Genomic DNA, 18,797 nt, shown 5'->3' on the forward strand with positions numbered 1-18,797 from the left:
GCGATCCCCCGTTGACTGATCCTCCGCTGCTTCGTCGGCGCAGACCCCTGCTCGTCGCCCATTCGCCAAGTGTATCCAGCCGCGCGCCAGATAAGGTCCATGGCGGATGGGACCTCGGAGTCCTGCCGGCGTTATGTCGCATTCACGTGATCGTGAGGGACGAACGCATGCGCGGCCCATCTGATTGAACGTTGTGCTATGCCCGTAAAGATCACCAATAGGCGAGCTTTCCTGGACTATTTGGTCCTCGCCATGGCCGGGTGCGTCTGCTCTTTCAGCGCCGGCCAGCCGGGGGTAGCTGCCCGCGACCTGTCACGCTGGTGCGCCTGGTGGCGACGGTGGCTCGGCTGGATGTGCTCGGGCGCGAGTGGCGTCGGAGACGGCGACCCCAGCGAGGACTGCGGTGGCGGCGAGGGCGACCAGCAGCGGCGGCAGGAGAAGCATCGCCGGTGCCAGGGCGGCCAGCACGACCAGGCCGATCGGCCGATCGCGGGATACGCGGGCGAAGACCGCGTACTCGAAGCCGGCACGCCCGACGAGGAAGAGCGCGGGTCCGCCGAGAATGACAGCGATCCAGGCCGGTGGCGTATGCCCGAACGGGCGGGTGATGACCAGTTCGGCGCCGACGGCGGTGACGACGATGCCGGCCACCATGACCAGGTGGGCGTATGACGTCGATCCGGCAAGGCGGGCTGGGTCGGGGGCCGCTTTGATGGCCGCAGCCGCCAGTTCCCCGGCACGGTAGATGTAGATCCGCCACAGCAGCACGGTGGTGGCGGTCGCCACGAGAAACGCGGTGGTCCGGTCGGGCGTGAAGGCGGTGCCGCGAAGCGTCAGTCCGGTGACCAGGATCAACTCGCCGAGCGCGATGATGTAGAACTGCCGGTAGCGCTCGGACAGGTGTTCGGCCACGGCCGGCAGATCCGACGGGGGCGTGCGGCCGATCCCCGGCGTGGGGTAGTAGAACGCGTATGCGACGTAGTCCAGGGCCACCGCGAGTGTCCACAGCGCCACACGCGCCGTCCCATGTGAAAGCGCACCGGCGATCCACGGCACCGCGGAAACGCCGTACCAGAACAATATCCGCCCGGAGGTGCGCCGCAGTGCGTAGCCGCGCAGGACGATTACAAGGAATAGATTGGTGGCGATGAATAGGGCGACGAATACCCCTGCGAAGACCAGGCCTTGCCTGCCGAACGCATCGGGCAGCGCGATCGCGATCACCAGGCTGCCCACCAAAGTCGCGATGACCAGCAACTGGATCGCCGGTTGTTGCGGGTCGAACCTGTCTGTTATCCACGCCGTGTTGAACCAGACCCGCCACACCGTCAGCAGCAGCAACAGCGCCTGGAAGGCGCCGCTCCAGGTGAGATCCCGGACCAACGCGGTCGAGAGCTGGGTGAGCGCGAAGACAAACGCCAAATCGAAGAACAGTTCCAGGTACGTCGCCATCTGCGGACCACCAGGCATGCGCAGCAGCTCGCCCGCCCGGCTCGTCGTCATCGGCTCGCCCGTTCTGTCGGTTTCGTGGCAGCGTTCAGGCAGTCGTACCACGCTGCCGCGCCTCCCGGTGGCGACAAGACGATGCCCAGGCTTCTCGCAACGAATGACGAGCTGACGCGGCGTGGCGGGTAGGCCAGGCAGTCTGGGTGAGTCCGAATCGAGAGTCATGCCCACTCAGGGCCCCGGTAAGCCGTCAGGTGATGCCGTACAGGGCCAAGAGCCTGATCATGCGCCGGCGTCCAGCAGGCCCGAACACATCCGATACCGCCAAGGTAAGCGTTGGTGGGCCCGCTTCGCTGACGCGGCCGGCGATCCCGAACCCGGTTCTTCGAACGGAGGGCGGACGGAAGCCTGCACCCGAAAGGTCGGGTGGGCCCTTGAAGACGTGCAAGCGGGTGGAGTCGATCCTCAGCCGCCATCTCTATCCTGCGTTTGCTTCTTCCTGGCTTCCATCTGCCTACGCTTCCAACGCTGAGGGTGCCTTGCGGCGGATTATCGGTGGCGGGCGGCGCGCAGGGACTCCGCAGCTGTCAGGAGAGCGGCACCGAGGAGCACCGTGTCCTTCAACACGAATTGCCCCAGCATGGAGAGACTCAAGATCCCCTCTCCTTCCTGCCGAGCCTCGGGCGTCGTGGCCAGGAAACTGAGCGTGGTGAGGAACATCCCCACCGCCCCGAAACTACCGATCGCCGACGCTCTGGGCGCAAGCGGCTTCGCGGCGATCAGAGAGCCAACGGTGATCTCCGTGACCCCGATGAGTCGGTTGAGCTTGTGTGCGCCCAACTTCTTGCGGAGTCGCGAGAACAGCGGACTCGAGGTGACCAGGGGCTCGTCGTTCTCGACCTCGTACTGTTTGAACTTGAGCACACCGATCCACAAGATGTTCGTCGCCAGTCCGTAGCGCAGGACCGAGAAGCTCACGGAGGCGAGGTCGTCGGCCGAGGCGCGTCCTGTGCCCATCGCTCGCTCCTAGTGGCTGTGTCGACGGTCGGCGTGCTGCCGGACATACCCGCTGGGGCCAGCCACACGCCTCCAGTGCGCATGCGGATCACGTTGACCGCTGCGAGCTCGACATGACGCCCCGCGTGGGCAGGCAGGTGGTGTGCCATAGGCGCGCGTCGTGGCGCTCATGGTCGGAGCTGCAGCGCTCCGCAACAGCACTGACCGCCGCGAATCGCTCGTCTGAGTCACTACACCAGCGACGAGCAGAAGCGGGTCGCCGAGGACACGATCGCCGACGTTGGCCGGAAGCACTCCTGGGGCCGGTTGTCATCCCGGCTTGACTGGACTATACAGTCCGACAAACGGTCGGGTCCTGGCTGTGGCCAAACCGAGGGCAGTCCAGGGCCGGCGGTGCCGTCCGGATCGGTTTCGCCCGGCGGAAGCGGGGGTCCTGGCAAGCCTGACGTGCAGGTCCAACGGCGGTGTGCGTGCCGCGCCCGTCGTCGAGGCAGAGGGAGATGACGGGGGTTTCCCTCGTCCAGATCTAGCACCCCCGTGACCTCAAGAGTGGACTTGACCGACCAGTTAGGCCGAGTCTAGGTTCGGGTCGTCCGACTGGTCCCTCCGCTAGCGGTGGGCTGGGCGACTTGTACCAACCGGCGCAGATTTTCACGGACGTCGCGCCACTCCCAGGGACCGGGTTCTGTCAACACGAATCCCGATTCGGTGAGGAAGGAGCAACTGTCATGTGTGAGGGCTTCGAGGGCTGAAGGGGCCGCGGCTCGTCAGCGGCGGCAGGCCGGCGAGCCCGCGAGAAGGGCCAGGGTGATCGACCCGCCGCGGGTGCCCGACCCAGGTATCTGAGACGCCGAAATCTGGTGCCACTAATACTGGTGAATTCGACGATGCTGCGCAGGCGTCGAACTGGCTTTCCATTCCCACAACATTTCTACTGAAGAGACAAATGACCAAGGAGACAATTCATGAAAGCGATCGTATTGACGGACCCGGCTGCCGGAACGGTCGGGATGACGCTGGTGGAGCGGCCCGAACCGGAACCGGCGCTGAACGACGTCGTCGTTCAGGTACATGCATCGGGATTCGTCCCGACTGAAACGGCATGGCCCTCGACCTGGACCGATCGCCTCGGCCGTGACCGGACGCCGTCGATCCCGGGGCACGAGCTGGCCGGAGTGGTCACCGCTCTCGGGTATGGCACGGCGGGACTGTCCGTGGGACAGCGGGTGTTCGGCCTCACGGACTGGACTCGCGACGGCACCCTGGCGGAGTATGTGGCCGTCGAGGCACGCAACCTCGCGCCGCTGCCCGGCGACGTCGACTTCACGGTGGCCGCGAGCCTGCCGATTTCGGGCCTGACCGCGTGGCAGGGACTGTTCGAGCACGGCCGCCTTCAGGCCGGGCAGAGCGTCCTCCTGCATGGCGCGGCCGGCGCAGTCGGGTCGATGGTGACGCAGCTCGCACGCGAGGCCGGCGCCTACATCATCGGCACCGGGCGCGCTGCCGACCGCCAGACGGCGCTCGACTTCGGCGCGCAGGAGTTCGTCGACCTCGAGAACGACGCCCTGGAAGACGTCGGCGGAGTCGATCTGGTGTTCGATGTCATCGGTGGCGACATCGGGAAGCGGTCCGCAGGCCTGATTCGAGCCGGCGGAACGCTGGTGTCCGTCGTTGGGCCGCCGGAGGCGCGGCCCGTCGACGGTCTGGCGGTCGACTTCGTCGTCGTGCCCGATCGCGCTCAACTGGGTGAAATCGTCCGGCGGGTGCGGGACGGACGACTGCGGACGAACATCGGCAACGTCGCGACCCTCGACGACGCCGTCGCCGCTTTGAATCCGACCGAGCGGATCACCGGGAAGACGGTCATCCGCGTTCGGCCCTGAGGACTCGGCCATCGCCGAGATCGACTTCATGGCGGACGGCAACTGACCCTCGAAACGTAATGCCGGGATCACACCGCGGGGGCTGCGGACGTGCCGTACGCGTCCGCAGCCCGCTCCCCTGGCGAGACCACCAGCAAATTCGGCGAGACCGTCGCTCGGCCGACCCACGGTCGCGCTCGATGATGAGATCAGCGACTCCACCCATGCCGACCAGTTCGCCAAGGCCCACCCGGCCGGTACTTCGAGTGGTTCATGGGACGTCTACCCGGTCATGTACGGCGAAGCCGAGACAGTCGCGGTTGGTGGGTCGAGATCGGGGCGAGCGTCGCGGTAGAACAAACGCGCGTCCCGGCTGGCGGCATCGCGGTCGTGGGTGACAACAACCGAGAGCGGCCACGCCACGCCCGTGTCACGCAGCGGCACTGCGGCCGCGCCGGGCGCGACTAGCGGCACGACGTCGGGCACCACCGCGACCCCGAGCCCGGCGAACACGTACTCCGGCAGCATCCGCAGGTCGGCCACTCCGAGGAGAGCTCTGCGCCCGCCGCCTCGGCGGCCCGATCCATCGACCATGTTCACCGCCGGAGCGACCGGCACGGCCGACAGTGTGCCGGTGGACGTAGGCACCGTTGCCCCAGGGCCAGCCGGACGGCCTCGGCGACGACGGCCGTCGCTGCCGCGCACCACGTAACGGGTGCGAGCTGCCGCCGCCGCCTACAGCGCTTGGACGACCGGGTTGAGGCCGGAGAGAAACATCGCCGGAAATCCCTCGCCCAGCCACGGTTCGCGCCCGCGACGAACTCATCGACCGAGCGACCGGCGCAACCCTTCGGCATGTCCTCGACGACGATCCCGGCTGCCGCCAACTCCTCCCGCAGCGTCGGCCGTCGCGTAGTCCTTACGCGCCTGACCAACTGGCGCCGCTCCAGCGTGACGTCGACGGGCTTGCCGAGCGCATCGAGCTACTCGTCGCCGGCGCCCACCTGGCCGTCGAGCGATGTACCCCGCGGTTGGGCACGCCTGAACCTTCTCAGCGGTCGGCGCGCCTTCAGACGCGACGACACGTGTTCAGTGCCCATGCCCGGCTGACCGAGGGAATGCCGGGTCTAGGACGTCGGCATATTCCGGATGAGTATTGACGAAAGCTGCCGTGAACGGACACGTGGCGGTGGCGGTCTTTCCTTGCCTGCGCAGGTCGTCGAGGACGCCGCCGATGAGCCTGGCGGCTACTCCCCTCCCCCGGAACTCCGGGAGCACGGATGTCGCCAACAGTATGACGCGGCTCCCGACCTTGTTGTAGACGAGCCCAGCGGCTGTCCGGCCCCCTATCGCGGCCTCGTAGATGCCGAGCTCACTGTTGTCGGTGACGACGAAGTCCTCCGTGGCCGGCGCGGTGGCTCCCGACAGGTTCGAGCCACCCGAATCTTGCTCGGCACCGGTCAATGTGATCATGTCCTCGGCGTTGGCCGCCATGTTGTCTCCTGAATCTCGCGTCTGGGCAGCGACCTGGAAGTGCCCGGTCAGGTCGGATGAAGTGGCAAAAGTATCCCGCCTCGGACTATTGCGGCACTGGGAGGCTGAGGACGAGCGACCCACGCAGGTCGACCAGGAAACGGCTGGCCGTGCGCACCACGCGCATGACAACGTCCTCGCAGCCGGGACAACGGGCGACGAGGCCGGGCGCTCGGTCGAACACGCGCATCGCGGCCAGCGGACGGGTCGTCCGGCACCCGGCGCAGGTGAGCTCGGCAACTGTGAGGTCGGTCCCCATGATCTCGCCGAGCGGTCCGGCGAGGGCGTTACCGTCCACCCAGGGTGCGTCGTCGGCTCCGACGTGGGTGTTCGACATGGTCATCCTCCGGTGGGTCCGAAACGTTCAGCGCGGATGTTCGCGGGATCGTGGCCGATGTCGATGAGGAGGTCGGCAACGGTCTCGACGAATCCGGTGGGCCCGCAGACGAACGCCACAGCGTCGGCATCGCGGGGCCAGGCGACGCGGGCGAGGGCGTCCGCGTCCAGTCGTCGGGGTGGGGCAGGCCAGCCGGGGGGCGTGACCCTGGTATAGACGTGCGTGACGGTGACGAGTCCATCGCCTTCGGCTCGTGCAGATGCAAGATCCGAGGTGAACAGCGCGTCGGACGGGGATCGGGTCGAGTAGAGCAGTCTGGTGGGATTCGTCGCCGCACGCACCATCGACATCAGGGGCGCCACGCCGGACCCGCCGCCGATCAGCAACGCCGGGCGCGGATCGGCGGGTCGGCGTACGAACCAGCCGCCGAGCGGTCCGCGGATCTCGAGTTGGTCGCCCGGCTCTGCAACGTCGACGAGGTACGGCGAGACCTCACCGTCCTTGACCGCCTGGACGGTGACCTCGAGCCGGTCGGGCCCCGGGGCGGATGAGATCGAGTAGCTGCGGTAGGCCGTGTAGCCGTCGGGAGCCGTCAAACGGACGTCGATGTGCTGGCCCGGCACGTGACCTGTCCAGCCGTCGACGTCGAGGAGCAGGGTCCTCGACGTCGCAGTCTCCGCCCGGGTGGCGGCGACCGTCGCCGGCTGCCAGGTCAGTCTTCCCGGTACCGCTGCTCGCGCCATGGGTCGCCGTAGTTGTGGTAGCCAGCCGTCTCCCAGAACCCGGGCTCGTCGTCGAGACGCAGTTCCAGTGCGCGCAGCCATTTCGCGCTCTTCCAGAAGTACAGGTGAGGAACGAGGAGACGAGCTGGCCCGCCGTGCACCGGCACCAGCGGCTCGCCGTCGAACTCGTACGCCACCCAGGCCTGGCCGTCGAGAAGGTCCTCGATCGGGATGTTGGTGGTGTAGCCGCCGTAGGAGTGGGCGACGACGTACTCGGCCGAAGTCTCGACGTCGGCCAGCAACGTGTCCAACGAGACGCCTCGCCAGCTCGTGCCGAACTTCGACCAGTGCGTGACGCAATGGATGTCCACGGTCGGCTCGTCGGCAGGAAGGGCGGTGAACTCCGCCCATGACCACGTGCTCCGCTCGCCGGTCTCGGTGATGACGGCGAGCTCCCACTCGTCGAGGCCGATGCGCGGTGTCGGTCCCGCCGACAGCACCGGGAAGTCGTCCGTGCGGTACTGGCCGGGCGGGAGGTGGGTGTCGTCGCGTCTGCGGCCGCCGAAGCCGCGTGTGATCACTGCCATGCGCCCCTCCCCATGTGGCCGGGCGGCCGCGATCCCGCTGCCACCCGTGCTTCCACACGGCCGGTGGATGTCGATGTGGCACCCGCCCGTGACGTCATCGTCAGCGAGTGCCCGGTGATGAGATTCTCTGCGGTGAGGACGTGACCGCCCGTAACCCGAGGGACATTAAAGTGGACCATCACGTCCAGAATACGATGGCGTGGCACCGGTCGGCAAGCCGCGCTGGCCACCGGCGGTTGAAGTAACAAGCAGCGCGCCTGACGGTCGTGGCGGTTCGTCCTTATCTGGCGAACACCTCCCCCAGCAATAGCATGACGGACCATAACGTCCATACGGTGCGGCGGGAGATTGTTCCGGAGTTGTCCGTTCGACATGTCGTAGCCGCCGCCCCGACGGTGAACCACCCCGGATCTTGCAGAGCGGTCTCCACAGAACCCACGGCGGGTCATGCTGGCGGTGTAGTCGTTGTGACTTACAGGAGGTCATCTCTTGGATACCAAGATCCAGAACGTCCGGCTGAACGCCACGTCAAACGAGCAACTCATGGCCCTGGCGAACGCCGGGGCCGCAGCTTTCGGCCATACCGCCACGCTCCAGGTGGACCGGGCCCTGGCCCAGCTTCTGCGGTTACGCGTCGCACAAATCAACAATTGCAGCTACTGCCTCCTGGTGCACCACGCCGCTGCCCGCACCGCCGACATCCCGCCGTCCAAGATCGAGACCCTCACCGCGTGGTGGGAGACGCACCTGTTCACCGAGCAGGAGCAAGCCGCGCTGGCCTACGCCGAGGCGTTGACCCGAGCCGCCGACGCCACCGTCAACAACCGGGTCCAGGAGGCACACGACACGATGGCTACGCACTTCACGGACGACGAGATCCTGGAGATCGTGGCCGTTGTGATCAACATGAACATCTGGACGCGACTCAAGCTCGCCGAGGGGGCCATGCCCACGACGACGCCTCCCGCGTGAGTTGATACCCGGCCTGCCATCGGAGCAGGCCGGTATCCGTCCGGTCTACGGACTGAAGCCTCCCCCCGCAGGGCGGCTCCGAAGGGCCAACCTTCATCTCTCGCACAGCACCGCGCTCAAGAGCTCTGCCTACAACGGCTCCCTCCCGCACTCGTGGCGCACGACGTCTCGTAACCGGGTGAAGGCGTTGCCCGGCACCGGGTCGGTGGTCACCCAGCGAGGATGATGTTGTGGAGGTTGGCGACGCCGGAAGCAGCGTCGTTCAAATGAGCGGGCGGCGCGGCGGCAGCTGCGCACGATCTTGAAGTACTTCATCCCGCGTGGAGGCCGTCGAGCCGCAACCGCTCTGCGTCCGGGCCTTGCGCGCCCGCTCACCCGGCTGGGCTTCACCACGTTCACCGTGGCGCTCGGCGACGAGATGGCGTTCGGCCTTGATGGCTGGCGGCCGGCGGCCGAGGTGGCGACGTACCTGCGGGCGCTGCTCCACGAGGCCAACTCGGGCGACGTCTACGCCCGCGCCCGGCCCGCCTGACCCGCCTGGCGGACGGTCAGGCAGCGGCGAAGGGGCGAGCCGGTCCAGGCCGGCCGGTTCGGTCGTCGGATCCAGGTAGGCGCCGGTACGCCCCCGGACGACCCGGTTTCCTCGCATTGACGCTGGCCACATGCCGTCCATCAGCGTCCGCCGCGACAGGTAGTCAACGCCTGCCTCCGGGTGAGGAGCCTTCGGGCGTCCGAATGATCGGCGGCACAGATCGTCCTCAGTGACGACGCATTTCGCCGGGCGCCGGGGTCAGGAGGGAGTCGCCCGGGCCGTGACTGCCGGCCGCGTATTCCTGCAAGGGCACTGCTCCCGCCCGCCACGCCTCGAGCACCGGCTCCACGATGCGCCAGGAGTCCTCGACGGTGTCGCCCCGCACCGACAGCGCCGGGTCGCCCTCGAGGGCCCCGCGCAGCACCTCACCGTACGGCGGCAACTCCCCCGGCCCGAAGTCGGCCGCCAGGTTCACCTGATCGAGCTCCAGCGGGTTGCCCGGACCGTTGATGTTGACGTCAAGGCTCAGCCGGTCCGGCTCGAAGCCGATCCGCAGCCGGTCCGGCTGCTCGTAGCCGGTCAGCCCGGTGGGTACCCGGGGCGGCTGTTTGAAGGTGACGACTGCTTCCTCGCGCTCGCCGGCCAGGGCTTTGCCGGACCGCAGCCGGAACGGCACGCCCGCCCAGCGCCAGGTGTCCACGGCCAGCACCACCTCGGCGAGCGTCTCGGTCCCCCGGTTCGGGTCGATGCCCGGCTCGTCGGCGTACGCGGGCAGCCGCCGTCCGGCCGCCTCCCCGGCCGTGTACCGGGCCCGCCTGCTCCATCGCGCCGGGTTGTCGTCCCATACCCGCGTGGCCCGCAGCACCTGTGCCTTGCGGCCGCGCAGGTCCCGGGCATCGAGTGTGGGCGGGGCGTCCATCGCGATCAACGCGAGGACCTGCAGCAGGTGGCTCTGCACCATGTCGACGAGTGCGCCAGCGCCGTCGTAGTAGCCGGCGCGGCCCTCAAGGCCCAGGGTCTCGTCGAAGACGACGTCCACGCAGGCCACGTGCGTCGAGTTCAGCACCGGCTCGAAGATCCGGTTAGCGAAGCGCAGGCCGAGGATGTTCATGACCGTGGACTTGCCGAGGAAGTGGTCAATGCGGTGCACCTGGTCCTCCGGCACGAGCCGGGCCAGGATGCCGTTGAGGGACCGCGCAGTGATGGCGTTGGTGCCGAACGGCTTCTCCAACATCAGCCGGGTGCCGGGCGGCAGGCCGATGCGGGCGAGCGCGGCGGTGGCCTTGGCGGTGATCATCGGTGGCAGCGCGAAGAAGATCACCAGCCGGCCGCGACAGTCGGCCAGCAGCCGCCGCAGGTCCTCCTCGCTGGTGACGTCGGCCGAGATGTACCGACTGGTCCGGACGACCTCGGTCGCCCGGGGACCGCCGGCGCCGACCGTCGCGAAGGCGTCGGCCACGCGGCGGCGCCACCGCTCGTTGTCCCAGCCCTCAGTGCCGCTGCCGATCAGCGTGAGGCCGGGCTGGGCGCCGGTGGCCACCAGCCGGCCGAGCCCGGGCAGCAGCAGGCGCGCGGCCAGGTCACCGGTGCCGCCCAGCAGCAGCAACGTCTGGGAGACGCGGTCCCCGGCGACGGGAAGGTCGGCCACGGGACCGGGGGCGCTCGGAGGCGATGTCGTCATACAACCACCATGCCCTGCCGGTCGGGCAGGTTGGCGCCCGTTCAGGGGACGCGCCCCGGTCGTTGCGCATCGAAGCCGGCTCCGGTCAGGCCGGGATCAGCGTCCAGGAGTGCCGGCGGCCGGCGCACGCCATTCTTCATCGTGGCAGGCGTCACCAGCTCCGCCGACTGGTAGGCCCTGCGCAGGCATGTCGATGAGATCCGCGGGGTCCATCTGCGTGACCTGCTCGCCGCCGACCCGCGCCGGGACGAGCGGCTGGCCCTCCTGCTCACCGCGCCGCCGAGCGGGTGGGGCTGACCGACCGGATCGCCGCGACGTTCACCGGCGCGCACCTCAACGCCACCGAACACGGGGCCGTGCTGCACACCGCGCTGCGGCTGCCCTGCACCACCGCGCTGACCGCGGTCCGGCTCCGGGTGCTGCACCTCGGCGGCAGCCTCCGCCGCGACGTGCGCATCGAGCTGGCGACGCTGCTCGCCGGGCGGACCGCGCTGTCGCCTGCGGACGTGGACGACCTGAACCTGCGCCTCGCCGCCGAGGACCGCGCCGCCGTGTCGTGGCTGCGCGCCGTGTGCCCGTCCGGGAGTCAGAGGTTTGGTTCTGGCTACCCCCGGACCCGGTCGACCCGGCCGCCGTCGAGGCGCACACCTGGCGGTGCTGGTCGACACCGCCACCGACGTCCTCCGGTTCCTGGTCGCCCGTTCGGGCGGCGAGTCGCTGAGCGGCTGCACCCGGACGAGTACGCCCACCGGTGGCCCGCTGGCGTTCGCCGTGCTGCGCGACACCAAGCTCAACGTGCACCCTCCGTCCAGGGCGTCGGCACATCACCACCTACTGCGGCGTGCTCAGCAATTCCGTTTCGACGCCGCGGCGGGTCAGCAACAAGGTTGGCGGCCAAGCGGCGAAGAAGCCGATGATCAAACCGGCCTGGATAATAAGCCAAAACACCGGACCATTAGGCCGCAGGGTCTCGTGGAAAAAAACAAAATGCATTAGCGCCAGCCAACCTAATAGGGCGAACTCGAAGACGGACACGGTCAGCAGGTCGCGCATGAAAAATTTCCGCATTACGGCCCACGCTCTTCGACCACCCGTGCGCGCCTCAGTGTAGTAGCGAAATGCAACGCCTACGGCCGCTGCGCCTACATAGTCGCCGACGACTTCGGGCCACAGTGTGCTGCCGAACATTTCGAGGCCAAAGCCGTAGGTGACAGGCGTAGCAATGAGGACACCCAGAGTGCAGTGCGTCGCACAATGACAAGCTTTGATTGTCGTACGAGCATTTAGCGACCGTCTGGGCGGGCTGCCGTGCCGGTCCAGCCACCGGGGAGACTGGGGCCTACCCCACTTTCTGTAGCCCAGGACGGCTGCTGGGCCAAGGTAGAGGGCGTTTACCGGCCAGACCATCTCCATGACCTTGACCGGCTGACGATATCCAAGAACAAATTGGTCAACAACGACAACGGCGGTGCTGGCCAACCCCACAAAGAGCACAGCCCACGAAAGCATCACAAGCCACATCGGTTGCACAAACACCTCCGTTCGCTCCAGGGCACTCGACGCAATGTCACCTGGTGGCGGATGTGACGAACCCGGCCACCAGGTGAGGAGGCGACCCGGACGGCCGTCTCAAACATGAGAGCACATCTGGCGGTGAGGCATCCGGCATCGCCCACCTGCAACAACATCGCGCAGGAGTATGGATTTAATGGTGTTTCCGGCCTGATCCGCTAGGCGTTGTGCCTGGTGAGGAGGGTGCCGTTGACCGCGACATTGAACGACCGGACTGGACGCAGGAAGCGGCCCGAGGCGGCGGCGGCACGGATCCGGCTGAGAGTGACCTCGACCACCGCCTGCCGCTAGCCGCCCGCTCGGCGTCTACCGTAGTCATCAACTGATGACATCGCTTGATGACTTGTGCGCCGGACGCGGGCCCGGCGGTGAGGAGCAGGGGCCGGCATGACGGTGGTACAGGAGAAGCCGCCCACGTCTCAAGGGCGCTCGACACGCGGGCTGGTACCCACACTGATCTTCATGGGCATCGTGGTCGCGGTGGTGAGCAGCCTCGGCGCGCCGCTCATCCCGAAGATCGCCACGGCCGACGGAGTCTCGGTGACCGACGCCCAGTGGTCTCTGACGATCACGCTGCTGGTCGGCGCGATCGCGACGCCGATCATGGGCCGGCTCGGCGACGGCCCGGCACGGCGCACGGTGATGCTCACAGGGCTCGTACTCGTCACGGCAGGTTGCGCGCTGGCCGCGCTGCCGACCGGGTTCGCCGCCCTGCTCGTCGGCCGGGGGTTGCAGGGCGCCGGTCTGGGCCTCACACCGTTGACGATCGCGACGGCCCGCGACTCGCTGCCGCCGCACCGGGCACGACCCACCATGGCCATGCTCTCCATCACCACGGTGGCCGGGGTCGGCCTCGGGTACCCGGTCACCGGACTGATCGCCGAGTACGGCGGGCTGCACCTGGCGTACTGGTTTGGTGCGGTGGTCAGTCTGGTGGCGCTGCTCATCGCGGTGTGGATCGTGCCGTCCTCGCGTCACCTGCCCAGGGCCAGGCTCGACGTACCCGGTGCGGTCCTCCTCGGCGCCGGACTGGCGGCCCTGATCCTGTGGATCAGCGAGGGCGATGCCTGGGGCTGGTTCTCGCCACGCTCGGTGGTGGCCATCGTCGTCGCGGTGGTGACGACGGCAACCTGGGCCGGGTACGAGGTGCGCCACCAGCGGCCGCTGGTGGACCTGCGGCTGTTGCGCCACCGCGGGGTACTGGCGGCGGACGTCACCGCGGTGCTCGCCGGGCTCGGCATGTACCTGCTGATCTCCCTTGTGGTGCAGCTCGTGCAGACCCCTGTCGGTACGGCCGGCGGGCTCGGCGGCTCAGTCGTCGTCGCCGGTCTCGTGCTGCTGCCGTTCTCCGCCGGCAGCTTCGCGGCCAGCCGGATCACGCCGGTGGCGGTATCCCGCGGTGGAGGGCGACTGCTGATCCCGGCCGCATCCGCGCTCGCGCTCGCGGGCATGGTGCTGTTTGGGCTCCTCCGGCACACCATCGGGGAACTGGTGGTCGTGATGGCCGTGGTCGGGCTGGCGGTCGGTACGGTGTTCGCGGTCATGCCCGGAATGATCACTCGGGCCGTACCGGCTCAGGAGACCGGCAGCGCGATGAGCTTCAACCAGGTGCTGCGCTACGTCGGGTACGCCACCGGCAGCGCGCTGAGCGCCGCGGTACTGGCCGCGCACACCCCGAGCGGGCAGCCGTACCCGTCCGCCTCCGGGTACACCGTCGCCGCCTTCATCGGGGTGGCCCTGTGGCTGATGAGTCTGGCCGCCGGCGCACTGCTCCCGGCCCGGCACCAGTCGGCCGATCGGGAGGTGGACGCGCAGCTTCTCGGGGACGAAAAAGTCGCCGACACGCTCCCCGGACGACGAGAGAAACCTCGACCGGACCGGAGCGCTGCCACGATCACCCCGATGCGCGATCCCAGCGAGCGAATCAGTCAGTCGAGCGCGCCGGTGCCTCCCAAACCGAGCGGCGAGGAGTCGGCATGAGTGACTCGCGCGGCAGCGCGGCCTCCCCGCGGCGGCGCCGGGACGCGGACAGTACCCGGGCCGCGCTACTGAAGGCCGGAGCCGAGCTGTTCGCCGAGCGGGGCTACGACCACGCCACCACCAGGGACATCGGGGAGCGGGCCGGCGTGGACGCCGCCATGATCGCCCGCTACTTCGGCGGCAAGGCGCAGTTGTACATCGCCGTGCTGCGCGAGGAGATGGGTGACGACGTCCCCGTCGACATCCTCGACCCGGCTCGCATGCGGCACCTCGTCGACCGTGCCATCCGCCGTGGACCCAGCCCGATCTACCGGGTCGCGATCCGGCCACACGACGATCCGCAGGCGCAGGCCGCGACGCGGGCGGAGCTGCACAGGCGGATCGTCGGCCCGCTGATCGCCCGGCTGGCCGCCGACGGGGTGGACCGGCCGCAGGAGAAGGCGGAGGTACTCACCGCCGCGTTCATCGGCGTGCTCACCGCCCGGGCCTCTGGCGCATTCGACCGGCTGCCGGAGCTCAGCGCCGACGATCTGACCTCGCTGCTGCTGGAGCTGCTGCCACCGCAGCACTGACGCCTGCCTCACTGCGCTCCCCCCATGGGTCCGCGATGGATGCCGCAATGAAAGGGCAGCTCCGGTAAGAGCTGCGGCGGGCCGAGCTGCGCAACCTTGGGGCAGACCATGGCGTGGCGCTCGGCCTGAGCGACCATCTCGTTCGAGGCGATCGGCGAGCACCCCACGGGGCGTGCTTATTGACGGGTCGCTGGTGCCTCACGGCCGAGGCGAGCCCGGGCTCGGGCCATACGGATGGCGGCGGTCAAGGTCGTGATGTCGTAGGCGCCGTAGTGGCGGCGGCCGTTGATGAAGAACGTCGGGGTGCCGGACACTCCGCTGTTGTCGGCCGAGTCGATGTCGCTTTCGATACGGCCGGCGTGGACCTGGTTTATCAAATCGTCGTGGAAGCGTTCCTGATCCAGGCCGAGGTCACCGGCATATTTGATCAGATCAGTGATGTTCAGCTTGTCCTGGTGGTCAAGCAGCAGATCGTGCATCTGCCAGAACTTGCCCTGAGCGGCCGCTGCTTCGGCGGCCTCAGCCGCTAGCCGGGCTTGCGGATGCACGTCGGTCAGAGGCAGGTGACGCCACACGAAACGCAGGTCGGCGTGGCCCAGCAACTGCCGGACAACTGGCTCGGCCTTCCCGCAGTACTGGCACTGGAAGTCGCCGTACTGCACCAGCGTTACCGACGCATCGGCTGGGCCGCGGACGTGGTCGTGCTTCTCGTCGACGTCTGGGATGAGGTCGATCAGCTCCGTCGTGTCGCCGAAGAGCGCCCGGATTCGCTTGTCCTTGGGCAGCAGGTTGGTGACGCGGAACACGGTCCAGGTCAGCGCTGAGGATACGATCGCGGCGCTGAGCACCCCGATTTTGGCCTCGGCCAGTTGGTCGCCGGTGAAGGCCAGGCTGGCGATCAGCAGCGACACCGTGAAGCTGACACCGGCGATCGTGCCGCTGCCGAGCACGCCCGCCCAGCCCACGGCCGGACGAATGCGGCCGTGGGAGATCCAGGTGAGCCCGGCCGAGGTGCCGATCACGGCGAGCGGCTTGCCGACGACATACCCGAGCAGTACGCCCCAGGTGACAGGCGACGCGAACGCCTCGGCCAGGAACGGCCCGTCGATGCTGATGCCAGCGTTGGCCAGGCCGAACAGCGGCACGATGACGTAGCTGGACCAAGGGTGGTAGATGCGCTGAAGGCGGTCGTTGGGCGACAGCGTGTTCGCGAGGCCGAGCGAAGCCGTACGCGCGAGCTTGGGCGTCGGCTGCTCACGGAACGACCGGAACAGCCCGCTGACCTGCTCGAGCTCAGCTCGGCCGGGAGAGTAGGCGAACGCGGTCAACCCGATGGCCAGTCCGGCCACCACCGGGTCGACTCCGCTGACCAACAGCGCGCCCCACATCACGATGGCGACCGGCAGGTACGCCGCGCCACGTCGGACGCCGGCAGCGCGGATGGCCAGCATGACCGCGAACGCCGCTACGGCCACCACGATGGGCATCATCGTGATGTCGTCGCTGTAGACCAGGGCGATGACGATGAGGGCGATCAAGTCGTCGACCACGAACACGGTGAGCAGGAAGATCCGGACCCGGTCGGGCACGCCCCGGCCGAGCAGTGCCAGCAGGCCCAACGCGAGGGCGGTGTCGGTCGACATAGCCACGCCCCAGCCATGCGCGCCCGGCCCGCCGTGGTTGATCAGCAGGAAGATCAGCACCGGGATCAGCATGCCGATCACACCGGCCACGGCGGGCAGCACGAAACGTCGCCGGTCGCGTAGGTCGCCGAGGTCGAACTCGCGCCGCGCCTCAAGGCCGACGACCAGGAAGAACAGCGTCATCAAGCCACTGTTGATCCAGGTGTGCAGGTCGCGGGAGAGCTCGAGGTGCCCGAGGCGTAGGGACAGTTGGGTGCGCCAGACGGCTTCGTAGGAGACGAGGTCGATGTTGGCCCAGAGCATGGCGGCGACGATGGCCGCCACGAGCACGCCGGCGCTGCCGGACTCCGTTCGCACAAATGCTCGCAGCGGTGCCGCCAGATCCCGCATCCAGATCGTTCGGCCGCTCATCTTGGTCTCGGTCACACGTCACCTTCCGACGCGCTGGCCGGGCCAGCATGGATAGCTAGATCACGTGCCGCATGCGGGCACGCGACCCGTCGGTTCAGTACTGATCGCGCTGCCCCAGCTGTGGCCGGCGGCGGAAAGAGCGACGAGGCCCCCCGATGCCCTGCGGGATGCGGCAACTATCAGTGAGCTCATGGCCGGGACGACCGGCGATACGCCACGAGGAAGATTCGCCCGCGGCCGTAGCGGTCGCGGGCGCGGTCGCGGTCGCGGTCGCGGTCGCGGTCGACCGAAGCACTGTCGCCGCCTGGTGCGGAACGACAACCGCTTGCTGCTTGGCCGTGGTCGCCGAGCAGCAAGCGGCGTGATTTCAGCGCGTCCCGACGAACTCGGTCTTCACGCTCCATGCGAACTGAATCAGCAGGGTCACCGGGGACTTCTCGGCAATGTCATGCATCACCTTCAAGTCGTCGGGGTCAGGTTCTTCGCTCAGCGTGATCGTGCGCTGCAGGTAACGCTCCGCGCCTTCCTGAACGGGGTCGTGGTAGTCGATCTCGACGGTGATGTCACCGGCGGTGTCGTACTTATAGTCGACGTACTGCCGCAGCGTCTGAGCAGTGCACGACGCAAGCGCCATCAGCAGGTACTCCGTCGGCGTCGGGCCTTCTCCGAGTGCCCCGTTGTGCGGTTCATCGGCGACGAAGGTGAAGCCGCGGGTGGTCATGTCGGTGCGCCGGCGCTCAGTGGCCGGAAGGACAACTCGGGCGGATGCGACGACACGATCCCGATCCGTTTCCATCAGCCGGGCCTTCCTGTAGATCCTGGTAGTGACGGTGCAGATACTCGGATCCAGCAGCAGCCGAGCCGCAGTCTGAGCGGCGGGCTGCGGTCGGGCGTATCGCCCGATATCCGAGTACCTCCGCAGGTTAGCCTCCACCGGACTGGATAGTCCAATTGATCGCTCGTTGCCGGAGCCGCTCAGCCCTTGAGAACCATCATCGCAGGGGTGTTAAGCTGCACTGCGAGGCGGTTAGGACCAAAGCGCTCCCAGCTTAACTCGGTCAACGCCAAACCCGAAGATGGACCCATCGGTCCAGTAGGACTAGGATTTGCCGTGGTTCACGCGTCTCGGGCAGCGGACTTGAATCCGGAAGGAACATCGATGCTCGGTGGACCCGCAGTCGCAGTACGAAGCGATCCAACGACGTGAGGAACGACTCGATGACCGCCTTTTCACCGCGGTGAATACGACCGGCACCTACTGTCGGCCACCGTGTCGCGCCAAGACCCCTCGCACGGAAAACGTTGACTTTCGCCCGACAGCGGCCAGCGCCCAGCTCGCCGGATACCGAGCCTGCAAGCGTTGCTCCCCCGACGCAGCACCCCGGCCCAACGCCTCGCCGTCACAGCGTCTCCAGCCTGCTCGCACCCGCCGTGACCAGCCTGATCACGGATAAAAAGGGCTCAATTAACGGGTCGGTTCGCCGGACGGCTCCACGAGGAACGATTTGATGTGCTCCAACGCCATGTCCAGAGCAACTTCCATGGGTGCAACGTTGTGCGCGGCGTTCGCCAACAAATAGCCGCCCTGCAACGCCGCCATCAACCCCGTGGCCAACTTCTCCGGGTCGGCGTCCTGACGCAGTGCACCACTGTCGCGCATCCGGTGCAGACCATCACTGATCAGCTTTCCCCATTCCGCGAACGTCTCCGACAGCATCGATCGAGCCTGCTCATCCTGATCGGACAACTCGATAGCCATCGACCCCAGGCCGCACCCGTACTTGCCGCTGTTCAGCGAGTTGGCCTGGACCAACGCGTTACGCCACCGGACCAACCCTGAAAACGATCTCAGCCGTTCGAGCCCACCACGCTCACGCTGAAGCACGAGCACGCCTCGATACCTGACCACCGCCCGCACAAGCTCCTGCTT

Annotated in this window: 17 protein-coding genes and 1 pseudogene; 6 read left to right on the forward strand and 12 right to left on the reverse strand. The window is 67.8% G+C overall.

Annotated features, from left to right (window positions below):
• Positions 1 to 312 precede the first annotated feature (312 nt).
• Together ACFOW4_RS01340 and ACFOW4_RS01345 are read right to left on the reverse strand one after the other, a co-directional pair.
• The gene (locus ACFOW4_RS01340; protein WP_377523695.1) at positions 313 to 1,452 is read right to left on the reverse strand and encodes a low temperature requirement protein A; all 1,140 of its coding nucleotides are present in this window, start codon (positions 1,450 to 1,452) and stop codon (positions 313 to 315) included.
• 543 nt (positions 1,453 to 1,995) lie between these two features.
• On the reverse strand, positions 1,996 to 2,463 hold the full coding sequence (locus ACFOW4_RS01345; RefSeq protein WP_377523696.1) for a YkgB family protein: 468 nt from the start codon (positions 2,461 to 2,463) through the stop codon (positions 1,996 to 1,998).
• 965 nt (positions 2,464 to 3,428) lie between these two features.
• On the opposite strand from ACFOW4_RS01345, the gene ACFOW4_RS01350 reads away from it, so the two are divergent.
• Entirely contained in the window at positions 3,429 to 4,346 is a 918-nt protein-coding gene (locus tag ACFOW4_RS01350) for an NADP-dependent oxidoreductase (protein ID WP_377523698.1), read from the forward strand.
• 261 nt (positions 4,347 to 4,607) lie between these two features.
• On the opposite strand, the gene ACFOW4_RS01355 is transcribed toward ACFOW4_RS01350, so the two are convergent.
• From ACFOW4_RS01355 to ACFOW4_RS01375, 5 genes are all read right to left on the reverse strand, one after another.
• Positions 4,608 to 4,943, reverse strand: coding sequence for a hypothetical protein (locus ACFOW4_RS01355; RefSeq protein WP_377523700.1), 336 nt, complete (start codon positions 4,941 to 4,943; stop codon positions 4,608 to 4,610).
• A 471-nt stretch (positions 4,944 to 5,414) separates the two neighbouring features.
• Positions 5,415 to 5,819 carry a GNAT family N-acetyltransferase gene (locus ACFOW4_RS01360; RefSeq protein WP_377523702.1) on the reverse strand — a complete coding sequence of 135 codons (405 nt, stop codon included), beginning with the start codon at positions 5,817 to 5,819 and terminating at the stop codon, positions 5,415 to 5,417.
• Between the two features lie 85 nt (positions 5,820 to 5,904).
• Positions 5,905 to 6,195: a DUF6510 family protein gene (locus ACFOW4_RS01365; protein ID WP_377523703.1), complete on the reverse strand. Its 291-nt coding sequence runs from the start codon at positions 6,193 to 6,195 to the stop codon at positions 5,905 to 5,907.
• A gap of 2 nt (positions 6,196 to 6,197) precedes the next feature.
• Positions 6,198 to 6,938: a ferredoxin reductase gene (locus ACFOW4_RS01370; RefSeq protein WP_377523705.1), complete on the reverse strand. Its 741-nt coding sequence runs from the start codon at positions 6,936 to 6,938 to the stop codon at positions 6,198 to 6,200.
• Positions 6,908 to 7,504 (reverse strand): molybdopterin-dependent oxidoreductase, encoded by a 597-nt coding sequence (locus ACFOW4_RS01375; RefSeq protein ID WP_377523706.1) that lies wholly within the window; start codon positions 7,502 to 7,504, stop codon positions 6,908 to 6,910. Before ACFOW4_RS01375 ends, ACFOW4_RS01370 begins: the two co-directional genes overlap by 31 nt.
• Before the next feature lie 543 nt (positions 7,505 to 8,047).
• Between ACFOW4_RS01375 and ACFOW4_RS01380 the strand changes: the two genes are divergently transcribed.
• Both ACFOW4_RS01380 and ACFOW4_RS01385 read left to right on the forward strand, forming a co-directional pair.
• Positions 8,048 to 8,476 (forward strand): carboxymuconolactone decarboxylase family protein, encoded by a 429-nt coding sequence (locus ACFOW4_RS01380; RefSeq protein WP_377523708.1) that lies wholly within the window; start codon positions 8,048 to 8,050, stop codon positions 8,474 to 8,476.
• A 301-nt stretch (positions 8,477 to 8,777) separates the two neighbouring features.
• Positions 8,778 to 9,008 (forward strand): hypothetical protein, encoded by a 231-nt coding sequence (locus tag ACFOW4_RS01385; protein ID WP_377523709.1) that lies wholly within the window; start codon positions 8,778 to 8,780, stop codon positions 9,006 to 9,008.
• Positions 9,009 to 9,234: 226 nt separating this feature from the next.
• On the opposite strand, the gene ACFOW4_RS01390 is transcribed toward ACFOW4_RS01385, so the two are convergent.
• Together ACFOW4_RS01390 and ACFOW4_RS01395 are read right to left on the reverse strand one after the other, a co-directional pair.
• The gene (locus tag ACFOW4_RS01390) at positions 9,235 to 10,689 is read right to left on the reverse strand and encodes a glucose-6-phosphate dehydrogenase (RefSeq protein WP_377523710.1); all 1,455 of its coding nucleotides are present in this window, start codon (positions 10,687 to 10,689) and stop codon (positions 9,235 to 9,237) included.
• A gap of 831 nt (positions 10,690 to 11,520) precedes the next feature.
• Positions 11,521 to 12,225, reverse strand: a complete 705-nt coding sequence (locus tag ACFOW4_RS01395; protein WP_377523712.1) for a DUF4396 domain-containing protein — start codon at positions 12,223 to 12,225, stop codon at positions 11,521 to 11,523.
• Between the two features lie 498 nt (positions 12,226 to 12,723).
• Between ACFOW4_RS01395 and ACFOW4_RS01400 the strand changes: the two genes are divergently transcribed.
• On the forward strand, positions 12,724 to 14,241 hold the full coding sequence (locus ACFOW4_RS01400) for an MFS transporter (protein ID WP_377523713.1): 1,518 nt from the start codon (positions 12,724 to 12,726) through the stop codon (positions 14,239 to 14,241).
• Entirely contained in the window at positions 14,238 to 14,813 is a 576-nt protein-coding gene (locus tag ACFOW4_RS01405; RefSeq protein WP_377523715.1) for a TetR/AcrR family transcriptional regulator, read from the forward strand. Before ACFOW4_RS01400 ends, ACFOW4_RS01405 begins: the two co-directional genes overlap by 4 nt.
• Positions 14,814 to 14,989: 176 nt before the next feature.
• On the opposite strand, the gene nhaA is transcribed toward ACFOW4_RS01405, so the two are convergent.
• Both nhaA and ACFOW4_RS01415 read right to left on the reverse strand, forming a co-directional pair.
• The gene (nhaA, locus tag ACFOW4_RS01410; RefSeq protein ID WP_377523716.1) at positions 14,990 to 16,882 is read right to left on the reverse strand and encodes a Na+/H+ antiporter NhaA; all 1,893 of its coding nucleotides are present in this window, start codon (positions 16,880 to 16,882) and stop codon (positions 14,990 to 14,992) included.
• Between the two features lie 352 nt (positions 16,883 to 17,234).
• Positions 17,235 to 17,663, reverse strand: a complete 429-nt coding sequence (locus ACFOW4_RS01415) for an OsmC family protein (protein ID WP_377523719.1) — start codon at positions 17,661 to 17,663, stop codon at positions 17,235 to 17,237.
• Positions 17,664 to 18,060: 397 nt separating this feature from the next.
• On the opposite strand from ACFOW4_RS01415, the pseudogene ACFOW4_RS01420 reads away from it, so the two are divergent.
• Positions 18,061 to 18,249: pseudogene (locus ACFOW4_RS01420) on the forward strand (Ada metal-binding domain-containing protein); the annotation flags it as partial.
• Between the two features lie 83 nt (positions 18,250 to 18,332).
• On the opposite strand, the gene ACFOW4_RS01425 reads toward ACFOW4_RS01420, so the two are convergent.
• Positions 18,333 to 18,797: TetR family transcriptional regulator C-terminal domain-containing protein (locus ACFOW4_RS01425; RefSeq protein WP_377523720.1), on the reverse strand; the 465-nt coding region annotated here is incomplete at its 5' end.

Origin of the sequence: Micromonospora sp. GCM10011542, from assembly GCF_042650685.1 — a bacterium.
In the GTDB taxonomy this organism is placed as follows: Bacteria; Actinomycetota; Actinomycetes; order Mycobacteriales; family Micromonosporaceae; genus Micromonospora.

Coding starts and splice junctions, on each gene's coding strand:
- ACFOW4_RS01380 (WP_377523708.1), top strand. CDS start 8,048: ATGGCCCTGGCGAACGCCGGGGCCGCAGCTTTCGGCCATACCGCCACG.
- ACFOW4_RS01405 (WP_377523715.1), top strand. CDS start 14,238: ATGAGTGACTCGCGCGGCAGCGCGGCCTCCCCGCGGCGGCGCCGGGAC.
- ACFOW4_RS01345 (WP_377523696.1), bottom strand. CDS start 2,463: ATGGGCACAGGACGCGCCTCGGCCGACGACCTCGCCTCCGTGAGCTTC.
- ACFOW4_RS01340 (WP_377523695.1), bottom strand. CDS start 1,452: ATGGCGACGTACCTGGAACTGTTCTTCGATTTGGCGTTTGTCTTCGCG.
- ACFOW4_RS01370 (WP_377523705.1), bottom strand. CDS start 6,938: ATGGCGCGAGCAGCGGTACCGGGAAGACTGACCTGGCAGCCGGCGACG.
- ACFOW4_RS01350 (WP_377523698.1), top strand. CDS start 3,429: ATGAAAGCGATCGTATTGACGGACCCGGCTGCCGGAACGGTCGGGATG.
- ACFOW4_RS01375 (WP_377523706.1), bottom strand. CDS start 7,504: ATGGCAGTGATCACACGCGGCTTCGGCGGCCGCAGACGCGACGACACC.
- ACFOW4_RS01365 (WP_377523703.1), bottom strand. CDS start 6,195: ATGTCGAACACCCACGTCGGAGCCGACGACGCACCCTGGGTGGACGGT.
- ACFOW4_RS01390 (WP_377523710.1), bottom strand. CDS start 10,689: ATGACGACATCGCCTCCGAGCGCCCCCGGTCCCGTGGCCGACCTTCCC.
- ACFOW4_RS01400 (WP_377523713.1), top strand. CDS start 12,724: ATGGGCATCGTGGTCGCGGTGGTGAGCAGCCTCGGCGCGCCGCTCATC.
- ACFOW4_RS01415 (WP_377523719.1), bottom strand. CDS start 17,663: ATGGAAACGGATCGGGATCGTGTCGTCGCATCCGCCCGAGTTGTCCTT.
- ACFOW4_RS01360 (WP_377523702.1), bottom strand. CDS start 5,819: ATGGCGGCCAACGCCGAGGACATGATCACATTGACCGGTGCCGAGCAA.